The 17003-nt window shown below is 27.5% G+C and carries 16 protein-coding genes; 13 read left to right on the top strand and 3 right to left on the bottom strand.

The window, feature by feature from the left end:
• Positions 1 to 32: 32 nt before the first annotated feature.
• The gene (locus QP548_RS11635) at positions 33 to 1337 is read right to left on the bottom strand and encodes a TIGR00341 family protein (protein WP_061426251.1); all 1305 of its coding nucleotides are present in this window, start codon (positions 1335 to 1337) and stop codon (positions 33 to 35) included.
• Between the two features lie 271 nt (positions 1338 to 1608).
• On the opposite strand from QP548_RS11635, the gene QP548_RS11630 reads away from it, so the two are divergent.
• The 5 genes from QP548_RS11630 (at position 1609) to recQ (ending at position 9271) form a co-directional block, all read left to right on the top strand.
• Positions 1609 to 2994, top strand: a complete 1386-nt coding sequence (locus QP548_RS11630; RefSeq protein ID WP_061426252.1) for a TldD/PmbA family protein — start codon at positions 1609 to 1611, stop codon at positions 2992 to 2994.
• A 15-nt stretch (positions 2995 to 3009) separates the two neighbouring features.
• Positions 3010 to 4359, top strand: coding sequence for a TldD/PmbA family protein (locus tag QP548_RS11625; RefSeq protein WP_061426253.1), 1350 nt, complete (start codon positions 3010 to 3012; stop codon positions 4357 to 4359).
• Positions 4360 to 4667: 308 nt separating this feature from the next.
• Positions 4668 to 6254 (top strand): bifunctional aspartate transaminase/aspartate 4-decarboxylase, encoded by a 1587-nt coding sequence (locus QP548_RS11620; RefSeq protein WP_061426254.1) that lies wholly within the window; start codon positions 4668 to 4670, stop codon positions 6252 to 6254.
• A 317-nt stretch (positions 6255 to 6571) separates the two neighbouring features.
• Positions 6572 to 7048: a methylated-DNA--[protein]-cysteine S-methyltransferase gene (locus tag QP548_RS11615; RefSeq protein WP_061426255.1), complete on the top strand. Its 477-nt coding sequence runs from the start codon at positions 6572 to 6574 to the stop codon at positions 7046 to 7048.
• A gap of 48 nt (positions 7049 to 7096) precedes the next feature.
• A complete protein-coding gene (gene recQ, locus QP548_RS11610; protein ID WP_061426256.1) occupies positions 7097 to 9271 on the top strand; it encodes a DNA helicase RecQ in 2175 nt (724 codons plus the stop codon).
• A gap of 148 nt (positions 9272 to 9419) precedes the next feature.
• Here the strand turns inward: recQ and QP548_RS11605 are convergent, their stop codons facing one another.
• Complete coding sequence (locus QP548_RS11605) at positions 9420 to 9974, bottom strand: helix-turn-helix domain-containing protein (RefSeq protein ID WP_061426257.1); 555 nt, start codon at positions 9972 to 9974, stop codon at positions 9420 to 9422.
• Positions 9975 to 10119: 145 nt separating this feature from the next.
• Here QP548_RS11605 and QP548_RS11600 point away from each other — a divergent pair, with 145 nt between their 5' ends.
• The 8 genes from QP548_RS11600 (at position 10120) to QP548_RS11565 (ending at position 16088) form a co-directional block, all read left to right on the top strand.
• Positions 10120 to 11064: a multidrug resistance efflux transporter family protein gene (locus QP548_RS11600; protein ID WP_061426258.1), complete on the top strand. Its 945-nt coding sequence runs from the start codon at positions 10120 to 10122 to the stop codon at positions 11062 to 11064.
• A gap of 138 nt (positions 11065 to 11202) precedes the next feature.
• Positions 11203 to 12000 (top strand): dimethylarginine dimethylaminohydrolase family protein, encoded by a 798-nt coding sequence (locus tag QP548_RS11595; RefSeq protein WP_061426259.1) that lies wholly within the window; start codon positions 11203 to 11205, stop codon positions 11998 to 12000.
• Positions 12001 to 12124: 124 nt separating this feature from the next.
• Positions 12125 to 13582, top strand: coding sequence for an MATE family efflux transporter (locus QP548_RS11590; RefSeq protein WP_061426260.1), 1458 nt, complete (start codon positions 12125 to 12127; stop codon positions 13580 to 13582).
• A 152-nt stretch (positions 13583 to 13734) separates the two neighbouring features.
• The gene (locus QP548_RS11585) at positions 13735 to 14484 is read left to right on the top strand and encodes a MerR family transcriptional regulator (protein WP_061426261.1); all 750 of its coding nucleotides are present in this window, start codon (positions 13735 to 13737) and stop codon (positions 14482 to 14484) included.
• A 143-nt stretch (positions 14485 to 14627) separates the two neighbouring features.
• Entirely contained in the window at positions 14628 to 15014 is a 387-nt protein-coding gene (locus QP548_RS11580) for a DUF2089 domain-containing protein (protein WP_061426262.1), read from the top strand.
• A 15-nt stretch (positions 15015 to 15029) separates the two neighbouring features.
• Positions 15030 to 15434, top strand: a complete 405-nt coding sequence (locus QP548_RS11575) for an SHOCT-like domain-containing protein (RefSeq protein ID WP_061426263.1) — start codon at positions 15030 to 15032, stop codon at positions 15432 to 15434.
• Positions 15424 to 15708: a hypothetical protein gene (locus QP548_RS11570; RefSeq protein ID WP_061426264.1), complete on the top strand. Its 285-nt coding sequence runs from the start codon at positions 15424 to 15426 to the stop codon at positions 15706 to 15708. Before QP548_RS11575 ends, QP548_RS11570 begins: the two co-directional genes overlap by 11 nt.
• 8 nt (positions 15709 to 15716) lie before the next feature.
• Positions 15717 to 16088 carry a phage holin family protein gene (locus QP548_RS11565; RefSeq protein ID WP_061426265.1) on the top strand — a complete coding sequence of 124 codons (372 nt, stop codon included), beginning with the start codon at positions 15717 to 15719 and terminating at the stop codon, positions 16086 to 16088.
• A gap of 75 nt (positions 16089 to 16163) precedes the next feature.
• On the opposite strand, the gene QP548_RS11560 is transcribed toward QP548_RS11565, so the two are convergent.
• A complete protein-coding gene (locus QP548_RS11560) occupies positions 16164 to 16835 on the bottom strand; it encodes a cyclic nucleotide-binding domain-containing protein (protein WP_061426266.1) in 672 nt (223 codons plus the stop codon).
• Positions 16836 to 17003 lie beyond the last annotated feature (168 nt).

Here is a 17003-nt window from a genome sequence, read left to right as displayed (position 1 = left end):
AATTACTTTTTAGAAGTTCCTTAATATAAAAGCTATTGAGGTTTTGTATTTTCCTTATTTGAATCTTCTTTTTCAAAGTAAATTTTAGCATTTTTTAATTCAGGGTTAGATAGAATATAAGCATTAATAGCATCTTTATCAATATAATCTTTAGAGTGATTTATAATAAACACAGGCAATTCATTATCTAAAATTCCACTGTAAACTTTAGTTATGTCATCAAACTTTCCTGGTAAGGATGAAGTAACTGAGTTTAATGCTGATGTAACATTATTATTGCTATTAAAGTTATTTTTTCCTTTATTTATTTCTAAATCACCTATAAAACCAGAATCTTGCTCTTTGATTTTATCTAAATACATTTTTAATTCAGGGAAATTATCAGTTGACTGTTGAATTATAAGTTTATATCCACTGAAATTATAATATTTTAATGTCTCTTGTAATTTTTCTTCTTCTGAATTATCTATGGTGTTACCTATTATAACTAAGTCTATTGTTTTATTCTTTGTGTTTATTTCTTTGTTAAGAATATATTCAGAAGGCATTTCATTTTCAATAAAGTTACTAAGATTAGTATTGTTTAAAAAGCTATTAACCATAGTTGCTGCTGATATTAAACTTGGTATAGTAACTAAAATAGTTGAAACTATGAGCATTTTTTTTAGTTTCTTTTGTTTTACTTCTGACAAAGTATTTCTAGTTGGTATTTTCATAAATTTCACAACAAGTAAGGTTGAAAGTGCTATGAAAAATGAGTTTATAAAAAATAAGTAACCTGCACCTAAGAATATATGAATGTTTTTAGTTGCTAAACCATAACCGCTTGTACAAAGTGGAGGCATTAAGGCAGTTGCTATGGCAACTCCAGGTAAAATGTTTCCTGATTTTTTACGAGTTATACCTATTATTCCTGCAATTCCTCCAGTAAAAGCTATTATTACATCCCATATATTAGGGGAGGTTCTAGATAAAATCTCACTTCCTGCACTGGATATTGGACTTAAAGAAAAATAAATAGTGGCAGTAGTTATACTTATGAATATTTCTATTATTAGTATAATTGCAGATTTTTTTAAAAGTTTTAAATTATAAATTCCTACTGAATATCCTATGGCTATTATTGGCCCCATAAGTGGAGAAATAAGCATTGCACCTATAATAACAGCAGTAGCATTCATATTTAAACCAACAGAGGCTATTATTATGGCACACATTAATATGATAAAATTAGCCCCACCTATATTAACCCCATCTAATATATTTTCATGAATTTCATCATATGTAGCTTGATCTTTCTTAAATTCATTAAAGAATCTTTCCTTAGTAATACTCACATTAATTCCTCTTTTCCTTTAATTTAAAAATAAGTTCAATAACCTATATTTTAAGCTAATTAACATTGTATGTCACTTTTCAAATCTTATGTAAATAGATGATAACTTTAAGATGGATTGAAAAAGCTAATTAATTTAAAATTTTTTATAATGATAATATTTCTTTTAATTATATAATTTTCATGTTTATACAATTAAAATAGAATTAAATATTTAAAATAAGGCATAATCTTATTAAAGATAATTGTTTATTAATTTGGGGAGTGATTTTATGTTAAGTAAAGATACTATTAAAAAAGTACTTTCTGTAGCTCTTAGTACAGGAGGAGACTTTGCAGAAGTTTTTGTTGAAGAAAAGTTAAATAATAATATTGTATTAACTTCAGGGGCGGTTAAGGATATTATTTCAGGAAAAGATTATGGAATTGGTATAAGAATTTTTAAAGGACTAAAGTGCATATATGCATATACCAATGATGATTCCCTTATGAGTTTAGTTAATACTGCTAAAAAGGCGGCTTTAGCTTTAGGGGATGTTATAAATGGACATACAGTTAATTTAAATTTAGTTGAAAGAATAAATACCAATATTCATCCTATTTTATATGTTCCTTCATCTATAAGTTCAGCTAAGAAAATTGAGAAAATGAAGGAAGCTTATAAGGGAGCAAAGGGATATAGTCATGAGATATCTCAAGTTACAGTTACTATGAAGGATGAGGATCAAAGGGTTTTAATTGCTAATAGTGAAGGATTATTTACTGAAGATAGAAGAATAAGATCAAGAATAGCCATAAGTTCCATAGCTTCAAATGGAGTAGATAATCAAGCTGGAACAAGATCTCCAGGGGCATCTATGGGATTTGAATTTTTTGATACCATAGATTTAAGTGATTTAGGAAAAGAAGCCTCTAAGTCAGCAGTAACAATGCTTCATGCAGATTATTGCCCAGCGGGTAAGATGACTGTGGCTATTGAAAATTCCTTTGGCGGGGTTATATTCCATGAAGCTTGTGGTCATTCTCTTGAGGCAACTGCTGTTGCTAAAGGAAATTCTATATTCTGTGATAAACTTGGTATGCAAATAGCTTCTAAAAAGGTTACTGCAATAGATGATGGAACTATAGCTAATGCATGGGGTTCATTAAATATAGATGATGAGGGAGAACCAACTAGAAGAAAAGTTTTAATAGAGAATGGAATACTTAAATCATATATGATTGATAAGTTTAATGGAAGAAGAATGGGTATGCCTTCTACAGGAAGTGGAAGAAGGGAATCTTATAAATATGCTCCTACTTCAAGAATGACAAATACCTTTATAGCAAATGGCGAAGATGATAATGAGAAAATCATAAAATCTATAGAAAATGGATTATATGCTAAGCAAATGGGTGGAGGATCAGTAAATCCTATAACTGGCGATTTTAATTTTAACGTTCTTGAAGGATACTTAGTTAAAAATGGAGTTATTGATAGAGCTGTAAGAGGAGCTAGTTTAATAGGAAATGGTGCTGATATCTTAATGAACATAGATATGGTTGGGAAAAACTTAGACCATGGGCAAGGAGTTTGTGGTTCCTTAAGTGGAGCAGTACCAACTAACGTAGGTCAGCCACTTTTAAGAGTTAAAGAAATCACAGTTGGGGGAAGATAGGAGGTATTTGTTATTATGGAATTTAAGGATTTTAAAGAAAGATTATTTAATAGAGCTAAGGAACTTAATTTTGAAAAATATGAATTATATTATGGTAAAAGTGAATCATTAAATATTACTTCATCTAATGGAGAGGTTGAAAGATACGGCTTAAGTACATCTATAGGAGTTTCTTTTAGAGGTATATATAGTGGAAAAATGGGATACTCATATACAGAGAAATTAGATGAGGAATCAATAGAAATTTTACTTTTAAAAGCAATGGAATGTGCTGAACTTGTAGAAAGCGAAGATGAGGAGTTTATATTGGGGGATAAAGCTAAGTATGTAGAAGTGAATTCATATGATGAAAATATTCTTATCTTAACTCCAAAGGAGCAAATAGAAAAGGCTTTAAAGTTAAGTACTGAGCCATCAAAGATAAATTCTGAAATAATAAAAAGTGAGTACACTAAATTTAATACAGCTAAGTTAGAGAGAGTAATAGTTAATTCAGAGGGAATTGATTTAAAAGAAGAAAAAACTATTGTTCAAGCTACAATTTCTCCTATAGCTAAAGATGGAGAAAATATGATTGTAGATGGAGTTTCTAGGGTTTCAACTAAGTTAAATGATGTTAATATAGATGAATTAATGAAGAAAGCAATAAATAATACTTTAAGAAAAAAAGGAGCTACTTCAATAAAATCAGGTAAATACAAAGTTATTATAGATGGAGAGGTTATGGCTTCCTTAATAAGAACTATGGAAGATAATTTCTTAGGTCATATAGCTCAAGAAAATAAAACACTTTTAAAGGATAAAATTGGAGAGAAGGTTGCGTCTAATAAAATTACTCTTGTTGATGATCCTTTCTTAGAGGGAGGAATTTCAACTTGTTCCTTTGATGATGAGGGGGTACCTACAAGAGTTAAAAATATAATTGAAAATGGAGTTTTTAAAGGATTTTTACACAGTTTAAAAACTGCGAAGAAGTCAAAGATTAATCCAACTGGGAATGGTTTTAAAGCAGGATTTAAATCTACAGTAAAGGCAAGTCCTACTAACCTTTATATAAAAGAAGGGGATAAGTCCTTTGAAGAGCTTTTAAGTTCTGTGGAAAATGGACTTTATATAATAGACTTAGCAGGTCTTCATTCAGGTGCAAATGCAGTAACAGGAGATTTTTCCTTAGCTGCTGAGGGGATAAAAATAGAAAATGGAGTTTTAAAAGGGGCAATAAAACATATAACTATTGCGGGAAACTTCTTTGATTTACTAAATAATATTGAAGAAGTAGGAAATGATTTAGAGGAAAGTGGAGTAACTTCAGGATACGGTAGTCCAAGTATTCTTATTAAGGAACTTTCTGTAGCTGGAGAGTAATATTTTTTATTAATAGTTTTGTATTATAGGACTATACCAAAATAAGATTTAAGGGTTTGTATTAAAATAACTTTTTATAAAACTTACAAATAGTATAAAGAAAATACCTATATAATTTTCAGAACTATGTTTAGAGTAATAATTCTAAAATCTTAGTGGAATATAGTAATTATTAAAGGGATTGATTTTGTATCTTTATAGGAAAATTATGCTTAAATAATGTGAGAATTTAACCATAAAAGTTAACAAAGTGTTAAAATAAAGGTATAAACCATTTGGGGATAATTTACTATAAGGAGTGGTTATTCATGATAACAAAAGATCTTGAAAAAAAGCTAGAAGGATTAGGAGCTTTTGAAATTAGTAGCAAGATGTTAAAGTTAGCTAAAAACAATGAAAAACACAATAAATTTTTAAATGCAGGAAGAGGAAATCCTAACTGGATAAATACTGAAGGAAGACTAGCCTTAAGCAGAATAGTAGAGTTTGGTGTTTTTGAATCAAGAAGAACTATACATGAGGGAAATTTAGCTGGATACACCAATTTAGATGGTATATATGAAAGATTAATGGATTTCTTAGATGGTGGTCATGAAGTAGATAAATTTTTACGTGATGCCATAGATTATAGCATTAAAACTTTAAATGTTAATAAAGATGAATTAGTTAAGGAATTTGTAGATGGAGCAATTGGGAATGATTATCCAGTTCCAAATAGATGTTTAGTAAATACAGAAAAGATTTTAAAATTGTATTTAGAAAAAGAACTTTTTGGAGGAGTAAAATTAGCTAATGAAACTAATGTATTCCCAACAGAGGGTGGAACAGCAGCTATATGCTACATATTTAATTCATTAAAAGAAAATGGATTAATAAAAGCTGGAGATAAGATTGCTATAAACACTCCAATATTTACACCTTACTTACAAATACCAGAATTAAAAGATTATGAGATGGTTGAAGTAGATTTAATTTCAAAGGAAGAAAATAATTGGGTTATAGAAGATTCAGAATTAGACAAGTTAAGAGATAGGGAGATTAAAGCCTTATTTTTTGTAAATCCTTCAAATCCAGCTTCTAAGGCCTTAAGTGAAGAGGCTTTAAATCACATAGCTGATATAGTTAAAGAGCGTAAGGATTTAATGATAATAACTGATGATGTTTATGGAACCTTTGTTGAAAACTTTAAGACCATATATTCAGTAGCACCTCATAACACCTTATTAGTTTATTCATTCTCTAAATTATATGGTGTAACAGGATGGAGATTAGGATTAATAGCTGCTAATGAAAATAATGTTTTTGATGAGTTAATAAGTAAATTACCAGAGGAAAAATTACAGGATTTAGATAAAAGATATGGCCTTGTAACTTTTGAACCAAGAAAGTTTAAATTTATTGAGAGAATTGTTGCAGATAGCCGTTCAGTTGGCCTTTATCACACTTCAGGCTTATCAACACCTCAACAAATTCAAATGGCTTTATTTGCTTTAACTTCATTGATTACTAAGGGCAGAGATCCATATATAGAAAGCTCTAAAAAATTAGTGAGAGAGAGATATCATGATTTATGCAATACCTTAGGAATTAAAGAAGATGATAGTAGAGAAAATGCTAAATACTATTCATTAATAGATATTTATGAGTTAGCTGGAGATTTGTATGATGATAAGTTTAAGGAATATCTAAAGGAAAACTTTGAACCTATTGATTTCTTATTACGTTTAGCAGAGATAAATGGAGTAGTCTTAATGGAGGGAGTAGGTTTTGGAGCAGCACCAGGAATATTGCGTGTTTCTGAAGCTAACTTGCCAGATGAGGCATATAAGAAAATAGCAAAACAAGTTTTAGAATTGTTATCTGAATATTATAATCAATATAAATCACAAAATTAGTATAGAATAAGTTATATAGAAAAAAAGACAAGCTTAAAAATTAATAGTAGGTAAATAATAAAAGTAAGGCAAGTAATATTAGATATTATTTGCCTTATTTTTATATTTTAGAAGTTTTAGTTAAAAGCATTAGAGTTATGTTTATAACAATTATTATTAGTAGAATATATAAAATTTTATATGAAAAATATATAGTATAATTAATTTATATATTTAGCCGAACACTATTGATCTAGAGATAATAAATGCATGTTTAAATATTGATAATGTTAATTTTAGTTTAATATGTGTAAATAATTAAAAGGGAGATGATGTTTATGAAAGAAAGTTTAATAAAAAAGGGATATTACAATTCTCCTATAGGAATTTTAGAGATAATAGAGTCAGATGGATATATAGTAGAGATTAACTTTGTAGAAGATGATAATTGTTTAGAAGAATTTATTAGTGAAGAGATAGAAAAGTGTAAAATAGAATTAGAAGAGTATTTTAATGGTAGAAGAAGTGAGTTCTCAGTAAAGGTTGATTTAGCAAAGGGAACTGAATTTCAAAAAAAGGTATGGAATGCTTTAAGAGATATTCCCTATGGAGAGACAGTTTCATACAAAGAAATAGCTGAGAAAATAGGAAATCCAAAGGCTGTTAGGGCTGTAGGAGGAGCAAATAATAAAAATCCTATTCCTATAATAATTCCTTGTCATAGAGTTATAGGAAAAGATGGATCATTAACAGGATATGGTGGGGGATTAAGCAAAAAGGAATGTTTACTTAATTTAGAGAATGAAAATAAGTAGTATTTAGCAAATAATTTTGTTGGTTTATAAATTGGAAGGAGAGAAATATTGAATAGAGCGAAAGAGATTTTAAAAAGTTTTTACGGATATAGTGAGTTTAGAAAAGGACAAGAGGAAATAATAAATGAGATTATAAGTGGAAATGATGTTGTAGCTATAATGCCAACTGGTGGAGGAAAATCAATTTGTTATCAAATTCCTGCATTGATTTTAGAGGGGGTTACAGTTGTAATTTCACCACTTATTTCTCTTATGAAAGACCAAGTTGATGCCATAAATAGTATGGGAATAGAGTCAGCATATATAAATTCTACTCTTAGTAATGAAGAGATAAATAATATATTTCAAAGTGTTAAAGATGGATATATAAAAATATTATATGTAGCACCTGAAAGACTTGAATCTATGGAGTTTTTAAATTTAGTTTCTAATATAGATATTTCACAAGTGGCTGTTGATGAGGCTCATTGCGTTTCTCAATGGGGACATGATTTTAGAAGTAGTTATAAGTTTATTGGAAGGTTTATAAATCTTTTAAGAAAAAGACCTGTAGTTTCAGCCTTTACAGCAACTGCAACAGAGGAAGTTAGAAAAGATATTGTAAAATTACTTGAGCTTAATAATCCAAAGGTTTTTGTTTCTGGATTTGATAGAGATAATTTAAAAATAATAATAGAAAAGGGAGTTAACAAGGCTCACTATATATTAGATTATTTAAAAGAAAATAAGGATGTTTCTGGAATTATTTATTGTGCTACTAGAAAAGAAGTAGATTCCTTATGTGAACTTATAAATTCAAGAGGAATAGGGTGCACAAAATATCATGCTGGACTTTCAGATGAGGAAAGAAAGAAAAATCAAGAGGATTTTGTTTTCGATAAGGTAAGTGTAATGGTTGCTACTAATGCCTTTGGAATGGGCATAGATAAGCCAAATATAAGATATGTAATTCACAATAATATGCCCAAAAACATAGAGGGATATTATCAGGAAATAGGAAGAGCGGGAAGAGATGGAGAAAAATCAGAGTGTATTCTTATTTTTTCACCAGGAGATGTTCAGACACAGAAATATATAATAGAAACTGGTACCTTAAATCCTGAAAGAAAGATAAATGAATTAAGTAAGCTACAAACAATGATGGATTTAGTTTATTCTAATGGATGTTATAGAAGATTTATACTTAATTATTTTGGAGAAGACCTAGAGGAAGACTGTCATAATTGTAGCAATTGTGAAATGGAAGGAGAATTAGTTGATAAAACAATAGATGCTCAAAAAGTTATTTCCTGTGTTTATAGGATGAAAAGACCCTTTGGAATAGGGGTAATAATAGATGTTTTAAGAGCCTCAAAAAATAAAAAGATAATTGACTTAGGGTTAGATCAGCTAAGTACCTATGGCATAATGAAGGATTATTCTAAAGAAGGGCTTAAGGACTTTATAAACACTCTAATTTCGCATAGATATATAGATTATATAGGGGAGTACCCTGTAGTTAGACTTAATCAAAGTTCCATAGATATTCTTAAGGGTAATGAAAAAGTTATGTTTAAGGAAAAGATAAAAGCTAAGAGGGTATCTAAAAATAATGAATTGTTTGATTTATTAAGAAGCTTAAGAAAAGAAATTGCTTCAGAAGAAGGGGTACCTCCATATATAGTATTTGGTGATAATACACTTAAAGAGATGAGTGTAAGAATACCAGTAAATGAGAGTCAACTTTCAGAAATAAGTGGTGTTGGGGAAAAGAAAATACTTAAGTATGGAGAAATGTTCTTAAATGTAATAAAGGAATATGTTAAGGTAAACAATATTGAGGTTAAGTGGGAATCAGGATTAAAAATTAATAAGGATGAGCTAGAAGAAAAGTTTAAAAAAGGTAATGGTAAGGATGGAAAGAAAAAATCCTTTGAAATTACCATAGATATGCTTAGAGAAGGGGAAAAATTTCATAACATTGCAAAGGAAAGAGAACTTTCTATTACTACAGTGCTTTCTCATATTCAGCAATATTTAGAAGAGGGAAATAAAATAGACTTTGAAATAGATTTTGATTCCTTATTTTCAAAAAGGGAAGAAGAATTGGTTTTAGACGCCATAGAGAAGGTTGGGTATAGCAAGTTAAAACCTATTAAGGAAAATCTAGAAGAGGATGTTTCCTATGAAAAAATAAGATTTATAGTGACTAAATTAATTATAAACAATCTAAGAAAAGAATAGTATAAAGTAAAAGAAAAAATATAAAAAATTTTTATATTTAAGTTAGAATAAGGCTAAGTAAAATTAAGTACGATAAGATGATTTCTAATAATAAATCTAACTTTTGTTATAATAAAATTAAGAGGAACTATATATTTTTTATAGTTCCTTATTTATTATAAAGTATTATATTTTGAAACACAGCTTTGTTTTTACTTGTATTTTTATAGACATGGTTTTTATTAGCCATAAATCTAATTGAATGTTCCTTTTGAAGAACAAAAGTCTCAGTATCTATTTCAATTTCAAGTTCTCCTTCTGTAACTATGATATATTCTTCAACGCCATCATTATGAGGTTTTGATATGTGATTACATCCAGGTTCTAGTTCTATAGTAAAGACTTCAAATCCCTCTTTAGGATCAAAGGGGAAAATAGGATATAATTTCATTTTATTATCATCCTCTATTATTGGAGTAATATCTCTTTGATATATTACTTTTAAATCTTCTTTATTTTCATCAATAAACATTGAAAAAGATACTTTTAATCCATTAGCAATTTTCCATAAGGTTGAAACTGTTGGGTTTGATTGCCCTCTCTCTATTTGACCTAACATGGCCTTACTAACCCCTGTTATTTCAGAAACTTCACTTAAACTTAAATTTCTATTATTTCTTATAGTTTTTAGTCTATTACCTATAATTAAATTCAAATCTTCCATTACAAAACTCCTTATGTTTTAAGGCTTATATCTTTCATTAATATATATAATTCTATAATATTATGTTGCTTTTGTAAATTACATATCATACAATATAACATATTAAATATGTTATATTATACGATATTTGTTAGGAGGAGTAATTTTGAAAAAAGCACTTACATATGGAATAGGATCGGCGTTCTTTTTTTCATTCACTTTTATATTAAATAGAAACATGAATATTTCAGGAGGAAGTTGGATTTGGAGTTCATCTTTACGTTATATTTTTATGTTGCCTATTTTATTTTTTATTGTACTTACAAAGAATCAATTAATTGATGTTTTAAAAAGTATAAAAAATAGTCCTATTAAATGGATTCTTTGGAGCACAGTAGGATTTGGATTGTTTTATGCACCATTAAGTTTTGCATCAGAATATGGTGCATCTTGGCTTGTCGCAGGAACTTGGCAAATAACTATAATTGCAGGAGCACTTATGTCTCCGTTATTTTTTAAATACATAGAAACTGAAAGTGGAATAGTTAAAGTAAGAAATAAAATCCCCAAAAAAACTTTAATAATATCTTCAATAATTTTAATAGGAATATTTCTAATGCTTTTTGGAGAAGCAGAACATATTTCTTTCTTAAAAAGTTTTTTAGTAATAATACCTGTCATTATAGCAGCATTTTCTTATCCTCTTGGAAATCGTAAAATGATGGAATTTTGTAGTGAGGATCTTAATACTATTCAAAGAGTTTTTGGAATGACTTTATGTAGCATGCCTTTTTGGATTATATTATCCATATATGGAATATCATCAGTTGGTTTTCCTAGTACACAACAAATTTTTCAAACATTTTTAGTAGCTATTTTTTCAGGGGTTATTGCTACAATATTATTTTTTAAGGCAACTGATATTGTAAGTAAGGATGCATATAAACTTGCAGTAATAGAATCAACTCAGTCTGGAGAAGTAATATTTACGGCCTTAGGTGGGATTTTTATACTTAATGATAGAGTACCAGGGGTGTTTGGAGTAATTGGAATAGTATTAGTTGTTTTTGGAATGATTTTAAATAGCCTTAGTAGAGAAAATTCTAATTAAATATAACTTATTATAGAAATATACTAACCTAGATTTATTACAAAATATTTAATAAACAAAAGATAGATTATTAGGATATATGAATGATAATTTTCAAATAATAAGGAATAAGTATTTTGTATAAAATGAGGTGAAAGTATGGAAATAAGAAATAATAAGGGATATGGAAAACTTAAAACTGTAATAGTGTGTTCTCCTTGTAATTTTAAAGTTAAAGGGAAGGTACAAATAAATTATCCTTTAATGTATGAACAATACAATAATTTTATAAATTTAATTAGCAGAGAAGGGGTTAAAGTTCAACTTTTAGAGCCTATATATGGAGAGAATCAAGTTTTTACAAGGGATGTAGGTTTTGTTATAGGTGATATATTGTTCATTTCTAAGATGAGCAATAAAGAGAGAATAGAAGAAACTAAAGCCTTAGAAAAGTACATAAAAAATCATAACTTAAAAGTATATAGAATGGAGAATAAAATAGAAGGTGGAGATGTAATAGTATATGAAAATTACATCTTTATAGGATTAAGCGAAAGAACTAGCTTAGAAGCGATTAAGGAACTAAAAGAATATATAAATGAATATAATATGGGATATGAAATTATAGAAATAAATTTTAATAAGGAAAAGATGCTTCATTTAGATTGTGTTTTTAATATATTAGGTAAGGATCAATGCATAATTAGTGATTACTTATATGATAAAGATAAAATTAAAAAGAGAATAAAAACTTGTTATAACATTGATAAAAAGACATCTGAAGAACTAGGAGCTAATATAGTAGCCTTAGGTGATGGAAGAATATTGACTTCAAATAAAACAGTGTTTGATATGTTAAAAAATGCTGATTTTGAAGTGTTTTATTTAGATTATTCAGAGATTTTAAAAGCTGGAGGAGGATTTACATGTAGCACTTTATATTTTTATATTGAATAATTTTTACTGAGACTTATTTCTTATTAAGAATCATGTTATTATGATATAGTGTTTTTATCTAATGATTTCTTTAGTTATTAGATAAATTTTTTTAAATAAAATATATGAATTAGGGGGAGATTTTTTGTTTAGACTTTCACCAATGTATTTTGGAGTCTATTTCTTTGTTACAGCTTTGATTATATTAGGAGTAACTTTATTTCTAAAAAAGAAGCTAGTAGGTAAAGATAGAGAATTTTACAAGGTATTATTAGTTTTATGTATTCCAATAATAGTTCAAAACTTTATATCAACTTCTGTAAATGTAATTGATACAGTTATGATAAGTAGTTTAGGTGAGGAATCTATAGCAGCTGTTGGAGTAGCTAATCAGGTATTTTTCTTATTTAATATGGGATTAATAGGATTAACAGGAGCTACAGGACTTTTCATATCTCAATTTTATGGGAGTAATGATAGAAAAAGTATAAAGAAAGTTATGGGACTAAGTACTATTTTATGTGTAGGATTTAGTTTTATATTCTTTGTTTTAGCCTTTTTCTTTCCAGAGCTTATAATAGGAATCTTTTCTACTGACCCAAAAGTAGTTGAACTTTGTAAGAGTTATTTAGTTGTTATTGCGATTTCATATCCTTTAACAGCCTTGAGCATGGTAATAAGTGCAGGGGCTAGGGCTGTGAGAAATCCTAAACTAGGAATGTTTTGTAGTGGAGCTTCTCTTATTATAAATATTATATTTAATTATTGCTTAATATTTGGAATAGGTATATTCCCAGAGTTAGGTGTTAAGGGAGCAGCTATCTCTACTGTATTTGCCAGAATAATAGAATGCTTATTACTAGTTGGATATGTTATTTTAAAAGATAAAGATTATATAATTAAGTTTAATATTAATGATATTAAAGGAATAAATAAAGACTTTTTCAAAGTTTATATGTCTAAGGGAATGCCTATATTTATAAATGACTTCGCTTGGGCTATTGGATCAGTTTCATACTCTGTAGCTTATGCAATGGTTGGCACATCAGCAATAGCAGCAAGTCAGATTGCAACTAGCACAGCTAATTTATTTATAATGTTAGCTATGTGTATTGCTACTGGAGCAGCTATTATGCTTGGAAATGAGCTTGGTGCAGATAATACTGATAGAGCTATAGATTATTCTAATAAGTTTTCTAAGATAGTTTTTGTTGTGGGAAGTATTTTAGGAGGAATGTTAATATTAAGTATTCCAATATTACTTAAAGTTTATAGTACATCTTCAACTATGGCTGGAGATTTAACTAAAATTTTTGTAATAATGGGAGTTCTAATGGGCTTAAAATCATTTAATATTCTTGTCATTGTAGGAATATTAAGAAGTGGAGGGGATACAAAGTATGCCTTTGCACTAGAATTTGGCTGTATGTGGCTTGTATCAATACCATTAACATTCTTTGGAGCAATAAATGGCTTTCCAATATATATGTTAGTATTATTTACTTATTCAGAAGAAATAGTTAAAGCCATCTTTGGATTACCTAGAGTTTTATCAAAGGTTTGGGTAGTTAATTTAACTAAAGACATAGAAATAAGTGGGTAATAGTATTTAAAAAATAGAAAGTATATTAACTTAGTTAAGAGGTTACATTCATATTAAGTGAGTGTAACCTTTTTATTTTAAAATATATTAATATTTTCTCCTTGACTCTAACATTATGTTAGGGAGTAATATAAATTCCAGGAGGTGGTTATATGTATAGAGTTAAGGAAGTTTCAGAATTAACAGGAATCTCAGTTAGAATGCTACATCATTATGATAAAATAGGACTTTTAAGACCTACAGCTATAAGTGAAGCTGGATATAGATTATATAAGGATAATGATCTAAAGCTTATTCAACAGATATTAATTTACCGTGAATTGGATTTTTCTTTAAAAGAAATAAAAGAAATTTTAAGTGATGAAAATTTAGATTTAAAGGAAACTTTAAGGAGACAAAAACAATTCATAATAGATAAGAGAAATAGATTAAATAAAATAGTTGAGACCATAGAAAATACAATTAAAGATATGGAAGGGGAATTTATAATGAATAAAAAAGGTATGTTTGAAGGATTTGATATAGAAAAACACAATAAACTTTATGAGGAAGAAGTAGAAAATAAGTATGGAAAAAGTGATGCTTATAAGGAGTCAAAGGAAAAAACAAGTAAATATTCAAAAGAAGACTGGAATAATATAATGGGAGAAATAGATGATTTATATAAAAGTTTAGCAGAACTCATGGATAGAGAGGTTTCAGATGAAGAGGTTCAGAGTTTAGTTCATCAGTGGAGAATGCTTATAAGTAAAAATTTCTACAAATGTAGTATTGAGATATTTAAAGGGCTTGCAGATATGTATATCTATGATGAAAGATTTACTAAGAATATAGATAAATATGGAGAAGGATTTACTAACTTTTTAAGTGAGGCAATGAATTATTATTGCAATAAAAATTAATGTTTATTTTAAACAAATAAAATAAAACTTAAAATAATTAATAATAATATTAAATAAATCAATATATAAATTAATAAAATTAATTTATATATTGATTTTTATTAATTTAAGATAGTATAATGTATATAAAAGGAGGTGCTTTTTTGAGATACGTAAGACCAAGCAAATGTCCAGTGTGTAATAGTGAATTAAAAATAGTTAAATTAGAATGTGAAAAATGTAAAACTAAAATTGAAGGTGAATTTAAGGGCTGTGATTTTTGTAATTTAACTCCAGAAGAGCAATATTTTCTAAAGATATTTGTTAAGTGCAAAGGAAGTATAAAAGAAATAGAAAAAGAACTAGATATATCCTATCCCACTGTAAAGAGTAGATTAAACCAACTAATAACAGCTTTAGGGTTTGAAGATAAAGAATTAGAAGATGAAAAAAAGGATAAAAAAAGGGAGAGGGGGATTATACTTGGAAAGCTAGATAGAGGAGAAATAACATCTAGTGAAGCTTTAAAGGAATTAGAGAAATTAAAATAAAGGGGGAGAATTTTTATGGATGAAAAGAAAAAAATATTAGAGATGATAAGTGAAGGTAAGATTAGTCCAGAAGAGGGAATGGAGTTATTAAATGCCTTAGGGGAAAATAAAGAAGAGTTTATTATAAAGAAAAAGATATATAAAACACTTAAAGTTAAAGTTGAAGTTGAAAATGAGGAAGTAAAAGTTAATTTAAGTATTCCTCTAAGTTTAATAAAGGTTGCTAGTGGATTTACTAAATTTATACCAGAAGATGCTATGAATAATATTGAAAAAGGTGGAGTTAATTTAAAGGATATTGACTTTAAAAAAGTAATTGAAGAAATTGAAAATGGTGAATTAGATGATCCAACTATTTGTAATGTTGATATAAACGATAAAGATGATGGAAAAGTTATAGTAAAAATTTATGTGGACTAAGAAAAATTTTGTTTATATAAAAATAAGTTTACCTAGTATTAACTGGTTAAGAATTAGCCTTCCTATTGCTGTGATTAATCTTATATTAAATGATATTATAGATTTATTAAGTTTTCTAAAGTGGATATTTAGGTTAAGAAAATTAGAAAATTATATTAATTATCTATATGGTGGTTTAGAAGCATTAAAGGAATTTAGAGAGTGTGAAGAAAGTGAAATTCTTGATTTGAGTTTAGGAAAAGAAAATATAAGTATAAAGATTAAACTAGTATAGGAGGAAAAATGAGGAGAATAATTAGTAATTTTTTTATTAACCTAATGGTTGTATTGATATTAATTTACCTTTTTAATCTTGGAGAAGCAAAAAGTGTGCTAAATATAGTTCTATTTTCAGCAATTTTTACTATACTAGGGTTTATTTTAAGACCTATTCTTCAAATTATATCTTTGCCAATTACAGTTCTTACTTTTGGAATATTTCTTTTTCTAGTAAATGTATTTATAGTATATATAGCCGATATATTTACTATTGGATTTAATATATCTGGATTTTTAAATAATCTAATAGTATCAATAGTATTATTTATAGCAAGTTTTATAGTTAATAAGTATAGATTAAAAATTAAAATTAAAAAAATTAACAAAACAGTATAAAAAAGAAGAACCCATTTATATTTTGATAAATAGTTATTATCTAAATATAAATGGGTTCTTTTAGCTTTATTATGGTTAATTTAAGTCTACACAAATATTTTCTAACTCTTCTTTATTAATAATTTTTATTTCATTTTTATCTTTTAGGATTATTCCTTTTTCAATTAATTTATTTAAAACTCTGTTTAAATGACGATAACTTGTACCTAATAAATCTGCTAAGTTTGAATAATTATCAATTCTAATTATATGCTTACTATTCATTGCTAAAAGATAACTAGCAAGTTTGGTTTCAAGTGGATAAGTAATAGTTATGGAACTTGTTACAGAGCATTTTGCAAGTTTGCTTGAAAGGTTTTTAGTTATGTACATAAGAAAATTAAGGTCTTTAAGAGCTATTGAATTTACGGCTTGTATAGGAATAGCTATACAAAGACTAGATTTTAATGCTTTAACATTACAGTTTGCCTTTATTTTAGATATTACCTCTAAATCACCTATTAATTGGACAGGTTCGTAAAATTCTAAAAGTAAAGACTTCCCATTAGGCAAGGTTTTGTATACCTTTGCTTTGCCATGAACAAAAAAGTAAAAGTAGTTAAGTTCTTCATTCATAAAGCATATATGCTCATTTTTTTTAAACATATGAAGTTCTAAAAAAGGCATAATTTCTTGTGAAAATATGGAATTAAGTTCGTATTTATTTATTAATTCAAGTAGTTTTTCTTCATTTTTTACCAATATCAATGGCCTACCTCCTATAAAAGCAAATATTATAAGACATATGTCATAACTATACATATAGTATACATGATAAAATAAATTTGTTAATAGGTGTAAGTAAAATGTTTACTGAATTAACAATAAAATTGCCTTAATACTTTAAATTCTATAAAAGAGTGGTAAGCAAATTGA

Origin of the sequence: Clostridium sp. UMB9555A, from assembly GCF_030222355.1 — a bacterium.
Lineage (GTDB): Bacteria > Bacillota > Clostridia > Clostridiales > Clostridiaceae > Sarcina > Sarcina perfringens.
The sequence above is the reverse complement of the archived record's forward strand: the minus strand, read 5'-3'. Positions and strand labels throughout refer to the sequence as shown.

Excerpts from the sequence above, each read along its gene's own strand:
- QP548_RS11630 (WP_061426252.1), top strand. The coding sequence starts at position 1,609 with ATGTTAAGTAAAGATACTATTAAAAAAGTACTTTCTGTAGCTCTTAGT.
- QP548_RS11625 (WP_061426253.1), top strand. The coding sequence starts at position 3,010 with ATGGAATTTAAGGATTTTAAAGAAAGATTATTTAATAGAGCTAAGGAA.
- QP548_RS11620 (WP_061426254.1), top strand. The coding sequence starts at position 4,668 with ATGATAACAAAAGATCTTGAAAAAAAGCTAGAAGGATTAGGAGCTTTT.
- QP548_RS11615 (WP_061426255.1), top strand. The coding sequence starts at position 6,572 with ATGAAAGAAAGTTTAATAAAAAAGGGATATTACAATTCTCCTATAGGA.
- QP548_RS11605 (WP_061426257.1), bottom strand. The coding sequence starts at position 9,974 with ATGGAAGATTTGAATTTAATTATAGGTAATAGACTAAAAACTATAAGA.
- QP548_RS11595 (WP_061426259.1), top strand. The coding sequence starts at position 11,203 with ATGGAAATAAGAAATAATAAGGGATATGGAAAACTTAAAACTGTAATA.
- QP548_RS11585 (WP_061426261.1), top strand. The coding sequence starts at position 13,735 with ATGTATAGAGTTAAGGAAGTTTCAGAATTAACAGGAATCTCAGTTAGA.
- QP548_RS11575 (WP_061426263.1), top strand. The coding sequence starts at position 15,030 with ATGGATGAAAAGAAAAAAATATTAGAGATGATAAGTGAAGGTAAGATT.
- QP548_RS11570 (WP_061426264.1), top strand. The coding sequence starts at position 15,424 with ATGTGGACTAAGAAAAATTTTGTTTATATAAAAATAAGTTTACCTAGT.
- QP548_RS11565 (WP_061426265.1), top strand. The coding sequence starts at position 15,717 with ATGAGGAGAATAATTAGTAATTTTTTTATTAACCTAATGGTTGTATTG.